Raw genomic sequence first — 13,766 nt, 5'->3', positions numbered from 1 at the left:
CAGGCGGACTGCATCTGCGCGAGGCGTTCCGTGAACTGCGCGAAGTCAGCACGCAGCTTAAGCCGCATCTGCTGCATCGCGCGCAGCAACTCCCACGGCGTGGGTTCTTGCCCGCGCCCTGTTATCGCTCCACTAAGGCCGATGGCTGCGCACCATAGATCAGGTGCGCAGCCATCGGCCTTAGTGGAGCGCGAGGTCAGTCACAGGAGTTGTGGCCGTACGCCGCGTACGCGAAGCCGACGTTATAGGTCTGGAAGTAGTACTTGCCGGTGTCGGTCCGGTAGAAGGTCAAGGTGTGGCTCTTGCCGTAGTACCTGAGCTCGGTGCGGTAGAGGGCGTCACTGTTCGTCGCGGCGTGCAACAGCCTCCCGGTCCACTCTCCGCCGATCTGCTCGCGCTTGGTGTCCACCTTGCCGAGCGTGTTCTTACCCACGATGCCGTCGGCCGTCAGCCCCCAGCGCTTCTGCAACTGTTTGGTTGCGTGAACCGTGTTGGCACCGAAGTGACCATCGGCATCCTCCTTGTCGAAGATGGTGCCGTCGCTTTCGTGGACGCCCTCCGCCCAGAGAATCTGCTGCCAGAGGCAGGCAGCGTTGGAACTCTCGTAGGACGTCGTCGAGAGGGTTCCCTCGTCTCCGAAGTCGTCGTATACCGATCCAGCTCCACTGATCCATCCGTCAGATGCCGCAGCGGAGGCGGGCGAGGCGCTGACGGTCAAGGCGCTCGCCGCGAGCGCGGCGACGGCGAGGGCGCCCAGGCGGGTACGTGTGGTGGGCAGGCTCATGAAAAGCTCTCTCCCCGTTGAAGTCTGACATTTCGTCTTGCAGGTGGACGCTGCCACGGATGCGGCGCCTCAGGTACCTGCAAGGTTTCAGGGCGCAGTGGGCAAGCACGGTGTTCACCCAGGACCGGTCGGCACGGATGCGACGCACCGCAAGGTCTCGAGGTTGAGAGCAGTCCAGCTGGTCCCCGATGCTCGGTGATCCTGCCGCAGAAACCCTGTGCAAACCTTGCAGGATCCTGGACGGTGCAAGGCGCAGGCCGGTCCTCATCAGTCAGTGACAGGCGCGATCTGGCCGGGGCCTACCGCTGCCAGGCCTAACCAGGCGCCGGTCAGCCACTCTGCCGAGTGCGGGAAAACGTGCCCGCCGGAGTGTCCTACGGTGTGACGCCGCGCTGCCCGCCGAAATCCTCACGCACCTTGATCCAAGGCAGGTACTCGGCTCCGCCGACACCGATCGAGGAGGCGACACCGCGGCGGCGGCCGGGTTGTAGGAGTCGACGTGGCCTCCGTCGTCGCTCGTCGTACCGTCGCCGTCACGGGAGGTGTCCACGACGAACGTCTTCCCAGGCATGTCCAGGTCGGCGGCGGCGTGAACGACCCACTGCCTGTAGCCGCACGACATGTCGCTGAAGTCGAAGTGGTGGGGCCGTGCTGGCCGTTGCGATGTTCGACCACGGTCCGGTCGTGGCCGTGGAGTTCAGAGTTCGTCGGGTCGCTGCGGTCCTTCAGTCGTTCGACGCCAGCTATCCCGAACTCGCCGTTCACACCAGCCTTTGACCTGCGACGTCAAGTTGGCGGACGCTCACTGCACCGCACGGCCGACAAGGAAGGTCGACTGTGCACTGCATGAAGTGCGCACTGCGCATGACGGGACGGTCAGCGCGTGCGCGCTAGGCGGCGTGACCCATCAGTTCGTCGATGAGCGCTTCGGTCTCGGGCTCCAAGTCGCTGCGCAATGCATGAGTTATCGTCTGCAGGCTGATGATCGCCGTGTGCAGGCCCGGCCGGTTGGCGAGCGCGTGCTCGAGACGCATCCAGTCCCGGTACAGGACCTCGGAGACCTCCTCGACGGTCAGGCCGATCGCGACGGCCTGCCGCGCGGCCGCCAAGACGTGCGCAGTACCGGAGACCATGCGCCAGGCGACAATGGTCTGCACCACGTCGACGATACTGAAGGGTCATTTTCTGACGCAGCGGGTCCCACCAGGGCAGCGGATGGGAGCCGAACGGTGGATGTCGTGACCCTCGATCATCCGACACCGTTGTCCCGGGCATGACCGACGCCCTCGCCGCATCCCTCACCCACTCCGCTCAAGCCCTCCACAGCGACCTCCTCGCCGGCACTTGGACCCCAAGCCCGCAGGAGCGACTTCTCGCCGAGTGTGTCGCCTACACCGACTGGACCGAACACAGCCCGCGCACCGCACTGCGCGACATCCCCGACCACGTGCGCTCCGGACACCTGGTCGCTGTCCTCCACCCCGCAATCCAGGTCGCGGAAAACATCGGAACGCCAGCGTCCGACACCGCCCTGCAAAAGCTCCGAGCCCTGATCGGCGCCGTCGCCCCAGACATCTGGTGAGCGGCCCAACAGGCATGTATCGAAGCCAACAACGAGAAGCCCGTAAGGGATTCGCCACAGACTGCCGGTAGGTAGAGCGGAGTTGCGCTGGGAGGGGATGGAACGTTCCGGCTGATGCCCTACGCACTGGGCGAGTTCGCAGCCCCATGGCCACATGCTGCGCCCATTGGCCGCCACTCCTCACGGCATTCAGGATGGTCGGCGTAGACGGTTGCAAGGCGTAGGCAGACCTCTTCGAGCGTGGCTCGCCGCGCTTCCCAGCAGGCGGCGTCCTGGGGTTCCGTCTTGGCCCAGAGGGCGATCTCGTACTCGTCGACGTTCGTGTGGTGGGCCTGGATCTCGGCGAGGACGCGAGCCGGGTCATGGCGCACGATATGGATGGCATCAGCACGGCGCTGGCATTCGATGACCATGCTGCCGTACTCGCCCTGGTAGACCCAGTTCCGCTCGTCGTCTGAGGCTTCGCCGAGCGCCCACTGGCCGAGGTCGGCAGCTTGACGTGCGGCCTTTTCGTCTTCGTTGAGGCGGTCACGCAGGAACTGCACCAGTGCATCGGTCATGGCGTTCATCGTTGCAGGTTGTGCAAGCCAAAGGCTCGGAGCCCAGGGAAGATCGTCGGTCAGGCTGCGGGCGTGTCACACAGCGACTCCCGTGTCGCCTGCAACCGCGACCGCGCCTCCTGCTCGGCACGCGACCGTGCCGTCAGTTTCGCGATCTGGGCCGCAAGAAGCTCCACCTGTCCTGTGCCGCAGGCTCGTGCTTCCAACTCCTTGATAAACGGCACGATCGGCACCGCCTCCACCACTACAACGGTAGAAGGGCAGCGACCCGCCGCCACTTCGCTCGCCCAATAGACAGCTCAACCAGTTCTCTGCAGGAGAGCTACATCCAACGCCCGATGTCAGTGGTGGCGCCTACGATCCCGAGCCTACGTGTGATTCCAAGCCCAGGGGGCCCGGTGGATACGCAGGAGCTTGGTCAGCGCCACGAGCCGTTTGTGGTTGAGGCGTTGGCGGCTTTGTGGGGGAAGTCGCGGGAGCGGGCTGGCGGTACGACGAGCCTGCTGATGGCGCATCTCTTGGACACCGCGGCGGTCGCGGAGATGGTGTGGGAGCACTATCTCGCGCGGTCGACGCAGGCGGCCCTGGATGAGGTCGCGGGTGGCACGGGACGCGGACGGACCTTTTTCGTTTGGCTCTGCGGGATCCACGACTGCGGGAAGGCCACTCCTGCTCATCAGCGACTGTGGGCCGAGGGCGCAGAGGCCGTCCGCCGGACGGGTCTGTCGTGGTTGGAAACTGCGGCTGTCGCCGGCGCGAAGAAGCACGGGCGATGGCGCCACGACTGGGCCGGCGGGCTGGTGGCCAGGGAGTTGCTCGCTGCGTCGGGTTGGGATGCACGGCAGGTGGACTGGCTGTGGCCGTTGGTGGCAGGACATCACGGTGCGTTTCCGTCGCTGCGTGATGTGCAGGAGCCGGGTCCGGCGAAGGGGCAGTTGCGGGGGAGGGGGAAGTGGCGGCAGGTCCAGGAGGCTGTGCTCGACGAGTTCACGCGAGAAGTCGGGTTCGCATCGCTCCACGAGGTGGAGCCGGCGCAGGTGCCCACCCGGGCGTTGCAGCTGCAGCTCAGCGGGCTGGTGGTGATGGCGGACTGGATCGCGAGTGACGAGCGCTACTTCGTCGGCGTCGATGATCTGGCGTCGGTGAGTCTGGATGCGTCTCGAAAGCGCGCTGGCGCGGCGTGGGAGGCGCTGGGAATGCAGGGCGGTTGGAGGTCTTTGGGCGTGCCGGGGCCCGAGGCGTTCCAGGACCGGTTCGGGTGCGCGCCGCGGCCCTCGCAGGCCATGGCGATCGACGTTGCTCGACAGCTGGGCGCACCGGGTCTCATGGTGATCGAAGCGCCGATGGGCGAAGGCAAGACAGAAGCTGCTTTGGCTGCAGCGGAGGTGCTCGCCGCTCGCTTCGGCGCAGACGGTGTCTTTGTGGGGATGCCCACCCAGGCCACCAGCGATCCCATGTTCACCCGGGTACGCCGCTGGGTGGAGACGATCGAGAGCCGACTGGCGCTGCGGGTGATGCTGTTACACGGCAAGCGGGCCTTCAACCAGGAGTGGAAGGCCATGCGTGACGGCGCTCAGGCGCAGGCGGATCAGCCGTTTCGCGGAGTGGATGAATTCGGTCTGGACGACGATCCCTATGGTGTCGAAGCCGATCCGGCGTGCAGTGGATCGGAACGGCAGGCCCTGTCCGAATGGTTCCTGGGGCCGAAGCGGGGGCTGCTGGCGCCGTTCGTCGTCGGGACGGTCGACCAGTTGCTGTACGCGGCGACCCGGACTCGGCACGTCATGCTGCGCATGGCGGGCCTGGCCGGCAAGGTCGTCGTGCTGGACGAGGTGCACGCGTGCGACGTGTATATGAGCCAGTTCCTGCAGGAGGCATTGCGATGGCTGGGACAGGCCCGAGTGCCAGTGGTTCTGCTGTCCGCGACGCTGGCCCCCGCCCAGCGCCAGACGCTTTTCGAGGCGTATCTGGCCGGTGCGGCATCGCGGGAAGAACTCGACGTCAAGGTCCCGGCCCCACCGGGCTACCCGAGCGTGACCGCGGCGTGGATCTCGCCCGCGGGCGAGACGCGGTTTCACTCGCAGGCGACAGACAGTTGGCGCGCCGACCTCGAGGTCGTGGTGCGCACGGTGCCCGAAGCCGTGCCCGGCGCGGGTGCCTCACGTGCCAAGCGCGAGAGGGCGCAGGCCCAGGCAGAAGCATCAGTGGGGGACCTGCTGGCGAGTGAACTCGCCGATGGCGGGACTGCACTGGTCATCCGTAACTCGGTAGCGCGGGCCCAGAGTTTGTACGCGGAACTGCGTGGGCGTTTCGGCCCGCACGAAGTGCGCCTGCTGCATGCACGGTTCACCGTCGCCCACCGTGCCGAACTGACCGAGGAGAGCCTGCGGCTCCTGGGCCCGCACACACCGCGCCAGCCAGGCGCCCGACTGATTTTGGTGGCGACACAGCTGGCAGAGCAGTCCTTCGATGTCGACGCCGACCTCTTGATCACGGATCTGGCTCCCGTCGACCTCCTGCTACAGCGAATCGGTCGGGTGCACCGCCACCAAACAACGCGGCGCCCGCACCGGCTCCGCACGCCGCAGGTCTTCGTCACCGGATTTCAACCACGTGCGAGCCGCGAACCGTCGCTGGCGTACGCCAGCGAGAAGATCTACGGCCGGCATCTGCTGCTACGCACTGCCGCGCTGCTACCCAAAGAGGGCGCGGCGTGGTCCGTTCCGGGGGACGTTCCCCACCTGGTGGCGCAGGCGTACGAGAACGACACGTCACTGCTGCCCGAAGCATGGCGCCCAGCGGGTACGACGGCCATGCGCGAGCAGGAGACGCAGAACCGTGCGCGCGCCGAGCACGCCCGACAGTTCCTGCTGACCGCGCGCGGCGAGCGTGAACTGCCGACCCTGGCGGGATTGCACTACGGCGGGATGTCCGCGGCAAGCGACGAAAACTCCCTGCGGGCAGCTGTTCGCGACGGTGACGAGTCCATCGAGGTGGCCCTCGTACTCAAGGACGGCCCGGACGCCGGCTACCGGACGCTGTCCGGCCGGCCCCTGGGAGCCAACGGCGACGTGGCCCTGGAGGTCTTGGACGACGTGCTGGGGTCCGTCGTGCGTCTGCCACCGCACCTCACCCAAGCAGCAGCGGCGTTGAAGCCGCTGCCCGGCTGGTACGGACACCCCTGGCTGCGAGGAACTGCAGCCCTCGTACTCGACTCCTCAGGCCGCACAGCCCTGGGCGATGTCGAGGTGTCGTACGACGTGGAGTTCGGTCTGCGCACAATGCGGCGAGCCGGCGCTGCCGCCCGGTGATGTGAAGGGTGAAACGAGCTGCCGGGCGAGCCCGGCAGCCCCTATCCCCGCAAACGCAGGGACGACGGCGTTCCCGATCCGTGAAGAAAACGGAGAGAGGGACCATCCCCGCAGCTCGCCCCAGGGGCGGGACGCGGGGTCAATAACGGCCATCTTAGGTCGAGTTACGAAACGACGGGTCCGGCTTCCTCGCCGATGTGTAGCTTCAAACGTAGAGACTTTAGTCAAGGGGGACTGATGGTTCACGCATTTCATCTGACCGATGAGCCCTGGCTGCACATACCGCCCGCGGCCGGAGGACCCGCCCAAGAGTTACCGCTACGCACGGCAGTGCTGGAATGCCACACGCTTGGTGGCCTGCAGACGGAGATTCCCACGCAGAGACCTGCAGTGTTACGCCAGTTGTTATTACCCGTGATCGTCGACGCGCTGGGGCGGCCGGCCGATGAACGCGAGTGGATGGACTGGTTTGCCACAGGGCGATGGACGCCAGAGCAGCGCACCAGGCTGACGGCGTACCTCGACGAGCACCAGCAACTGTTCGATCTCTTCCATCCACTCCATCCCTTCGGGCAGGTCGCCGATCTGCACACGGCGAAAGGGGAGACGAAGAACGCCGGCCTGATCGTCGCCACCGCCTCAACAGGCAACAACGTGCCGCTGTTCGCCTCGCGAACCGAAGGGGACGCCTTCTCCCTCACCCCCGCACAAGCAGCGCACTGGCTCCTGCACACTCAGTGCTGGGACACCGCGGCCATCAAGACAGGCGCTGTCGGCGACCCGAGAGCAGCCAAAGGCAAGACCACGGGCAACCCGACCGGCCCCCTGGGCCAGCTGGGAGTCACCCTGCTCGGCGGCAGGACCCTCTTCGAGACCCTGCTACTGAATCTTCCCATCGGATCGTCCCCCCTGGCCAACGATCGGCCGCAATGGCGACGACGCGAACCAGATGCCCCGCACCATGCCGGCAGCCCTCAATGGCACGAGCGTGCTCCCGAAGGACTCCTGGACCTGTGGACATGGCAGTCCCGCCGCATCCGACTCTTTCCCGAAGAGACCGATGACGGCCTGCGCGTGACACGCGTCCTGGTCGCCGCAGGCGATCGCATGCCGCACACCCCCCTCACCGAACCGCACACCATGTGGCGCATCGAGCCCACCACCGCCAAAAGCCGCGCACGCAAGAAGGACACCGCCGCACCTGCGCGACGACCGCTGCGCCTGCAGCCCGGCAAGGCCGCCTGGCGTGGACTCGATGCGCTCCTGGCACCCGAACGGCAATCGCGCGAGGCCGCAGACACCACCAGCGGATTCGCCACCAGCAAAGTCTTGGACCAAGCCGGCGCCCTGACTGCAGACCTCGACCGTAGCTACCCCCTGCGCGTGGAACTCTTCGGCATCGTCTATGGCAACCAGTCGGCCGTCATCGACGACCTCATGTTCGACACGCTGCCCCTTCCGCTGGCGGCCCTCGAAGTAGACAGCGACCTTCGCGCCACGCTCCTCGAAGTCACGGAGCAGGCCGAGGAGTTGACGATGGCCATCAACCGCCTCTCCGCGGACCTGAGACGCTCCCTGGGCAGCGAACCGATCCCCTGGGACAAGGGGCAGCGCCCCGGCGAGCAAGTCCTGCACTCGCTGGACCCCTTGGTGCGCCGGCTCCTGGCAGGCCTGCGCGACGTGGAGGACCTCGAGCAGATCGAGGCGGGACAGCTCGCCTGGGAACAGCTGGCCTGGCGCCGCACCGGCGACATCGCCGATCGGCTCCTACAGGCCGTACCGGTCGGAGCATTCGCCGGCCGACGCCTCTCGCACGGCGACAGTAAACCCGAGCGCACATACCGGGCATCAACGGCCGAAGCGTCGTTCCACAAGCGCCGCGGCGCAATCCTCCACCGAGCACTCGCCGACCACACCGCGTCAGCACACACCTGACAACGGGGCTCGCCCACCACCTCGCCCGATTCGCCCACCCCGGCCTAGGTATCCCGTGATGCACGCCCGGGCCCATCGGCACACCCGAACAGTCCCCAGCGCCCTGACTACGTCTGGACACGGCCATGACCGAAGAGACCCGGACCCAACCAAGAATCTGGCACCTCTACATCGCCACGGACGGCACCTGGCGCCGCACACAACCCGGCGCCCAACAGCGCCCGCCAGGGGAGGACCTTGCCGTGCTGCGTCGCGGAATTGGTCGCCCCGCCGGCACCGTGCTGGAGATGTTCCCCTTCTACACCTGCCCCATCGACGACTTCGCCGCCCGCAAAGGCGAAGTCTCCCGCGAGCAGGAAGCCGAACACATCGCCCTCGCCCTCTATGGACTGCACCAGCAAAGCCAAGACCGGCCCATGCACCGCGCCGGCATCAGCCTGGGCCGAGCCATGCTCGCCCTGCGCCGCCACGACCGAACCAGCGACGAAGCCGTCGACTCCCGCTTCCAGCAGGCGTTCTCCGCCACCTCCGCCGCCGCACTGCAGCTGCGACTGCGCGGCCTTATCACCCAACTCAAAGACATCAAACAGCCCCTGGACTACGACCGCCTCGCCACTGACCTCCACGCCTGGCACCGGCCCGAAGCCCGCTCTCGGGTGCGCCGCAAATGGGGCCTGGACTACTACGGCTGGACCCAACCCTCCACCACCTGACACCACCCATCCGCCCGGGCCTCGCTGCGCACCGAGGGACCGGCCGCCGCACCAGCCCCACCCGACCAACACCCACTACATGTCAGGGAGATACCCCATGCCGCAGCGTCTCTACATCGACGTACACGCCATCCAGACCGTGCCGCCCGCCAACATCAACCGTGACGATCAAGGAAACCCCAAGGAGGCCATCTACGGGGGCGTGCGCCGCTCACGGGTCTCCTCCCAGGCATGGAAGCGGGCCACCCGTCGCCACTTCGACACCGGGGCCCCCGAGCCCGACCGCGCCACCCGCACCAAGCGCATCACCGCCGAACTCGCCACCCGCATCGCCCGTCACAGTGGCCTGCACCGCGACGACGCGCACCGCATCGCCGCCGCACTGCTGGCCCAACTCGGCCTCAGCCAGGGCAAGAAGGCCGGCGACACCGCCTACCTCCTCTTCTACGGCAATGCCCAGCTCGACGCCGTGGCGGCCCTTGTGCCCGACAACGCAGCAGACCTCGTGGCCCTGGAGGAGAAGGAACTTGGCGAGGCGGTCAAGGAACTTCCCGTCGCGGTCACCTTCCAAAGCGGACATCCGGTCGGGGTCGCCCTGTTCGGCCGCATGGTCGCGGACATCCCCAAACTCAACGTGGACGCGGCCGTGCAGGTAGCGCACGCGCTGTCCACCCACGAGACGCAGCTCGAATTCGATTACTTCACGGCCGTCGACGACAAAAACGAGCAGGGAGAGACCGGCGCCGGAATGATCGGCACCATCGGCTTCAACTCCGCCACCCTCTACCGCTACGCAACCGTCGGCCTCGCCCAGCTCACCGACAACCTCGGAGGCGACACCGAAGCCGCTCTCGATGCCCTCGACCGCTTCCTCGACGGCTTCGCCCTTTCGATGCCCACCGGCTACCAGAACGCGTTCGCCCACCACACCCGGCCCAGCCTCCTCGCTGTCGTCGTCCGCGCCGATCAGCCCGTCAACCTCGTCTCCGCCTTCGAAGAACCCATCGCTGCGCAGGCCGGAATCCAGGCCGACTCCGCCCGCCGTCTGGCCGAAGAGCACCTCACCGCAACGCGCCTATGGGGTGACCGTCCCCTCTTCACGGCAGCCAGCCACACCTTCCGCACCCGCGAACCCCACGCCAAGGACACCGTCGAAGCCCTCACCCAGGCGTTCGGCGACGCTGTCGATTTCGCCGACCTGCGCACCTCTTTGCGCACCCGCCTCACCGCAGTCCTGGGGGAGCAGGCGTGAGCGACCCCGACAGCACCTCTGTCCTCTTGCTCCGTCTCGCCGCACCGCTCCAGTCGTGGGGCGACCGCAGTGCTTTCAATCGCCGTGAGACCCGGCCCGAACCCACCAAGTCGGGCATCGTCGGACTGCTCGCCGCCGCGGCCGGCCGCCCGCGACACGCCCCCATCGACGACCTCGCCGGTCTGAGCCTCGGCATCCGCATCGAGCAACCCGGCACGATCCTGCGCGACTTCCATACGGTCAGCGACCATCGCGGCCGGCCGCTCCTGTCGTCCGCGGTGACCGCCAAGGGGCAGCAAAAGTCCACCTCACCCGCCAAGTACACCCACGTCACCCAGCGCTTCTACCTCCAGGACGCCATCTTCCTGGCCGCGATAGAGGGACCTGGCGATCTCGTCACCACCCTCGAGCACGCTGTCCGCCGCCCCGCATTCCCACTCGCCCTCGGTCGCCGCTCCTGCGCCCCGACACAACCTCTGTTCCTTGGACAGCGCACCGGCACCCTGCAAACCGTACTGCGCACGGAGCCCTGGCAGGCCTCCCCGGCGGTGCGCAGACGGTGGGGACGCGACAACGGCAACGCGGCCCATGTCGACCTGCCCGCCACCCTCGACGACCCGGCCGGAGATGACGTTCGCGACGACGTCCCCCTGTCCTTCGCGCCCACGAACCGCACCTACACCACCCGCCGCATCAGGCATACCTACCTCGCTGTGCCCACCGGACTGACCCCCGACCCCACACGGCCCTCAACCACCGACGGCCACGACCCTTTCGCCCTCCTGGGCTGGTGACCGACATGCCCTACCTCTCCCGCATCCGCATCAACCCCCTGCGCGCCGAAAGCCGCAAACTCCTGGCCAGCCCCCGCGCCATGCACGCAGCCATCGAAGGCGGCATCCCCGGACCGCCCGACATAGGACGCACCCTCTGGCGCCTCGACGGCGACAACCCGCACCGCCCCCACCTCTTCGTCCTGACCACCGACAAGCCGGACTGGACCCACCTCGTCGAGCACGCCGGATGGCCCGACGCCGCCGGCGAGCATTACGCCATACGCGACTACACCCCCCTACTCCAACAGATCGCCCAGGGCCGCAGATTCGCATTCCGCCTCACCGCCAACCCCGTCCAAAACACCACCCAGCCCGACAAGCCGACCCCCCGCCAACAACAACGCCTCGACGCAGGCCAACGACGCGGCCTGCGACTGGGACACCGCACCGCCGCAGCGCAGCTCAACTGGTTCCTGACCCGCACCGCCCGCTGGGGATTCGACATCCCGCCCGCACCCCAACTCGACGGCACCCACACCGCAGACGGCCAACCGCCCCGCGATGTCCGCATTACCAACCGCCACCATCGAACTTTCGCCAAAGGCACGGTCACTGCGAAGGAAGCCCACGTGGTCATGAATGCCGTCACCTTCGAAGGACAGCTCCAGGTCACCGATCCTGACCTCTTCACCGAGCGCCTCCTGAACGGCATCGGCCCCACCAAGGCGTACGGCTGCGGCCTGCTGACCCTCGCACCCCTACAGCAACGGGGCTGAGCGCCCGTGCCCGACATCTGGTGGAAAGCCGATCCTCAAGACCTACACCGCATCGCTGACCGCGCCTCCAGCGTCTACGTCGAACGCAGCCACCTGGACCGCGACGAGAACGCCGTCGTCATCATCAACAAACAGCAGACCGTCCGAGTCCCCGCCGCCATGGTGGCGGTCATGCTCCTCGGCCCAGGCACCCGCGTCACCCACGGTGCCATCCGCCTGCTCGCCGACTCTGGCGCCACCATGTGCTGGGGACTCCGAGGACACCGCACACGCAGGATGGTCGAAGCAAGCCCAGGCGTGTTCGTCGACAACCCCAACCGCCGTGTCCGAGACCGGCTCTGGGACGTACTGGCCACCCGCATCGGCGACGGTCAAGCCATCCTCATTGAACCAGCCACCAAGCGAGCAGGGATGGGTAGTCCGCACCGCGGGCCGAAACCGCTGGCAATCCGTCGACTTCGACGGACTCATCCTCTCCGCGCGACCAAAGTCCAACCAAACGAAAACCGTCACCTCCCGCGAAAGAACCGCATCCGCTTCGTGTCGCCCCGCACCTGCGGGGATGGTCCGCCTGGCTGGTCACCCGCCCCAAGGAGCGTCTTGTCGCCCCCGCGCCTACGGGGATGGTCCGAACATCGTGGCGTCCTTCTGGATCGCCGCGTCGTCGCCCGCGCGCCTGCGGGGATGGTCCTGCATGGCGGACACACGGTACTGACATCAACGGGTCGCCCCCGCGCATGCGGGGATGGTCCGAGCCTGTCCGGCCTCGAAATCAAGGACGCGGAGTCGCCCCGCGCCTGCGGGGATGGTCCGTTCGCGACGCTCTTCCGCCTGGGGTACATTCCGTCGCCCCCGCGCCTGCGGGGATGGTCCCTCGAGCGGCACCACGACCTGGACTCTTTCCCAGTCGCCCCCGCGCCTGCGGGGATGGTCCGCGTCCGGATCCTCCGACCCCCGTGGCCCGACCGTCGCCCCCGCGCCTGCGGGGATGGTCCGTTCGTAGAGGGCGTGAAGGAGGGCGAGTTCGAGTTGCCCCGCGCCTGCGGGGATGGTCCTGCGTGCTCCCCTTCGTGCCCGGCTGCACTGCGGTCGCCCCCGCGCCTGCGGGGATGGTCCGGACCTGCGTACGCGTCTCGGCAAGGACGCCGACGTCGCCCCCGCGCCTGCGGGGATGGTCCGTCGGCGCCCTGCTGGGCAGCTACGTCCGCGGCCTCGCCCCCGCGCCCGCGGGGATGGTCCATGCACGGTCAACCGGTAGGGTGCGCTATGGGCGTCGCCCCTGCGCCTGCGGGGATGGTCCGAAGCCGCCATCGAACTCGCCGCCTCCGCCCCCGTCGCTCCCGCGCCTGCGGGGATGGTCCGGAACTCCTGCACCTGTGCAGCACCGACACCGACGTCGCCCCGCGCCTGCGGGGATGGTCCGCAGGCCGTGCGCGAGGTGTGGGCCGGGTGCACGTCGCCCCTGCGCCTGCGGGGATGGTCCGAACTGGAACATGTCGTCCAGGCGGCGGAAGACGTCGCCCCTGCGCCTGCGGGGATGGTCCGTGGGAAGAGGTCCACGTCGCCCCCGCGCCTGCGGGGATGGTCCGGAGCAGGTGACCGACCGGGAGTTGGTGAAGGAGTTGCCCCCGCGCCTGCGGGGATGGTCCGGCCAAGTCCGGGAGGGTGGTGGTGCTGCGATGGTTGCCCCCGCGCCTGCGGGGATGGTCCGCAGGACACCGCCGACTTCCGGGCCCATGACGGGTTGCCCCCCCCGCGCCTGCGGGGATGGTCCGGCGTCCACGGTGAGCAGTCCGCCGAGCGCGACGTCGCCCCCGCCCTTGCGGGGATGGTCCGGAACGGTCGTACGCGAGTGGACCAGCCTGTCCAGTCGCCCCTTCGCCTGCGGGGATGCTCCCTGCGCGCAGCCCTTGCTCGGCTCGTACGTCAAGTTGCCCTGCGCCTGTGGGGATCTTCCGGTCATCAACCTGGGCTCGAACAACTACCGCGGGTGGCCCGCGCGCCGGTGGGGTTCTCTTCCCGGTACCTCCCCCCCGGGAGGTACCTCCGCCAGCTGCCCCGGCCTGCGGGGGTCTTC

At 67.9% G+C, this 13,766-nt stretch carries 13 protein-coding genes; 8 read left to right on the top strand and 5 right to left on the bottom strand.

The features are described 5' to 3' along the window. Window positions 1-196: 196 nt before the first annotated feature. Both G6045_RS08850 and G6045_RS08845 read right to left on the bottom strand, forming a co-directional pair. The gene (locus G6045_RS08850) at window positions 197-784 is read right to left on the bottom strand and encodes a peptidoglycan-binding domain-containing protein (RefSeq protein WP_165331293.1); all 588 of its coding nucleotides are present in this window, start codon (window positions 782-784) and stop codon (window positions 197-199) included. Between the two features lie 890 nt (window positions 785-1,674). Further along, the gene (locus tag G6045_RS08845) at window positions 1,675-1,941 is read right to left on the bottom strand and encodes a hypothetical protein (protein WP_165331292.1); all 267 of its coding nucleotides are present in this window, start codon (window positions 1,939-1,941) and stop codon (window positions 1,675-1,677) included. A gap of 116 nt (window positions 1,942-2,057) precedes the next feature. On the opposite strand from G6045_RS08845, the gene G6045_RS08840 reads away from it, so the two are divergent. After that, window positions 2,058-2,366, top strand: coding sequence for a hypothetical protein (locus tag G6045_RS08840; protein ID WP_165331291.1), 309 nt, complete (start codon window positions 2,058-2,060; stop codon window positions 2,364-2,366). Between the two features lie 119 nt (window positions 2,367-2,485). Here the strand turns inward: G6045_RS08840 and G6045_RS08835 are convergent, their stop codons facing one another. Then, a complete protein-coding gene (locus G6045_RS08835; RefSeq protein WP_165331290.1) occupies window positions 2,486-2,935 on the bottom strand; it encodes a DUF6221 family protein in 450 nt (149 codons plus the stop codon). Between the two features lie 50 nt (window positions 2,936-2,985). Beyond that, on the bottom strand, window positions 2,986-3,168 hold the full coding sequence (locus G6045_RS08830; protein ID WP_165331289.1) for a hypothetical protein: 183 nt from the start codon (window positions 3,166-3,168) through the stop codon (window positions 2,986-2,988). Between the two features lie 156 nt (window positions 3,169-3,324). On the opposite strand from G6045_RS08830, the gene cas3 reads away from it, so the two are divergent. From cas3 to cas6e, 6 genes are all read left to right on the top strand, one after another. Then, window positions 3,325-6,237 (top strand): CRISPR-associated helicase Cas3', encoded by a 2,913-nt coding sequence (cas3, locus tag G6045_RS08825; RefSeq protein ID WP_328707707.1) that lies wholly within the window; start codon window positions 3,325-3,327, stop codon window positions 6,235-6,237. A gap of 237 nt (window positions 6,238-6,474) precedes the next feature. Next, window positions 6,475-8,172 (top strand): type I-E CRISPR-associated protein Cse1/CasA, encoded by a 1,698-nt coding sequence (gene casA / locus G6045_RS08820; protein WP_165331287.1) that lies wholly within the window; start codon window positions 6,475-6,477, stop codon window positions 8,170-8,172. 125 nt (window positions 8,173-8,297) lie between these two features. Then, window positions 8,298-8,885, top strand: a complete 588-nt coding sequence (gene casB / locus G6045_RS08815; protein ID WP_165331286.1) for a type I-E CRISPR-associated protein Cse2/CasB — start codon at window positions 8,298-8,300, stop codon at window positions 8,883-8,885. Window positions 8,886-8,982: 97 nt separating this feature from the next. Further along, complete coding sequence (gene cas7e, locus G6045_RS08810) at window positions 8,983-10,137, top strand: type I-E CRISPR-associated protein Cas7/Cse4/CasC (protein ID WP_165331285.1); 1,155 nt, start codon at window positions 8,983-8,985, stop codon at window positions 10,135-10,137. Further along, a complete protein-coding gene (gene cas5e, locus G6045_RS08805) occupies window positions 10,134-10,931 on the top strand; it encodes a type I-E CRISPR-associated protein Cas5/CasD (protein ID WP_165331284.1) in 798 nt (265 codons plus the stop codon). Before cas7e ends, cas5e begins: the two co-directional genes overlap by 4 nt. 5 nt (window positions 10,932-10,936) lie before the next feature. Further along, a complete protein-coding gene (gene cas6e / locus G6045_RS08800) occupies window positions 10,937-11,689 on the top strand; it encodes a type I-E CRISPR-associated protein Cas6/Cse3/CasE (protein WP_206343463.1) in 753 nt (250 codons plus the stop codon). Between the two features lie 42 nt (window positions 11,690-11,731). Here the strand turns inward: cas6e and G6045_RS42360 are convergent, their stop codons facing one another. Beyond that, window positions 11,732-12,064, bottom strand: a complete 333-nt coding sequence (locus G6045_RS42360; RefSeq protein WP_408056320.1) for a hypothetical protein — start codon at window positions 12,062-12,064, stop codon at window positions 11,732-11,734. On the opposite strand from G6045_RS42360, the gene G6045_RS42355 reads away from it, so the two are divergent. Further along, on the top strand, window positions 11,966-13,288 hold the full coding sequence (locus tag G6045_RS42355) for a type I-E CRISPR-associated endoribonuclease Cas2 (protein ID WP_408056319.1): 1,323 nt from the start codon (window positions 11,966-11,968) through the stop codon (window positions 13,286-13,288). The two genes, G6045_RS42360 and G6045_RS42355, sit on opposite strands and share 99 nt — an antisense overlap. Window positions 13,289-13,766 lie beyond the last annotated feature (478 nt).

The sequence above is a fragment of the Streptomyces mesophilus genome (assembly GCF_011044995.1).
Taxonomy (GTDB): Bacteria; Actinomycetota; Actinomycetes; order Streptomycetales; family Streptomycetaceae; genus Streptomyces; species Streptomyces mesophilus.
This window is presented reverse-complemented; position numbering and strand designations above follow the sequence as displayed.

Excerpts from the sequence above, each read along its gene's own strand:
- cas7e (WP_165331285.1), top strand. The coding sequence starts at position 8,983 with ATGCCGCAGCGTCTCTACATCGACGTACACGCCATCCAGACCGTGCCG.
- G6045_RS08850 (WP_165331293.1), bottom strand. The coding sequence starts at position 784 with ATGAGCCTGCCCACCACACGTACCCGCCTGGGCGCCCTCGCCGTCGCC.
- G6045_RS08835 (WP_165331290.1), bottom strand. The coding sequence starts at position 2,935 with ATGAACGCCATGACCGATGCACTGGTGCAGTTCCTGCGTGACCGCCTC.
- casB (WP_165331286.1), top strand. The coding sequence starts at position 8,298 with ATGACCGAAGAGACCCGGACCCAACCAAGAATCTGGCACCTCTACATC.
- cas6e (WP_206343463.1), top strand. The coding sequence starts at position 10,937 with ATGCCCTACCTCTCCCGCATCCGCATCAACCCCCTGCGCGCCGAAAGC.
- G6045_RS08840 (WP_165331291.1), top strand. The coding sequence starts at position 2,058 with ATGACCGACGCCCTCGCCGCATCCCTCACCCACTCCGCTCAAGCCCTC.
- G6045_RS42355 (WP_408056319.1), top strand. The coding sequence starts at position 11,966 with ATGGTCGAAGCAAGCCCAGGCGTGTTCGTCGACAACCCCAACCGCCGT.
- casA (WP_165331287.1), top strand. The coding sequence starts at position 6,475 with ATGGTTCACGCATTTCATCTGACCGATGAGCCCTGGCTGCACATACCG.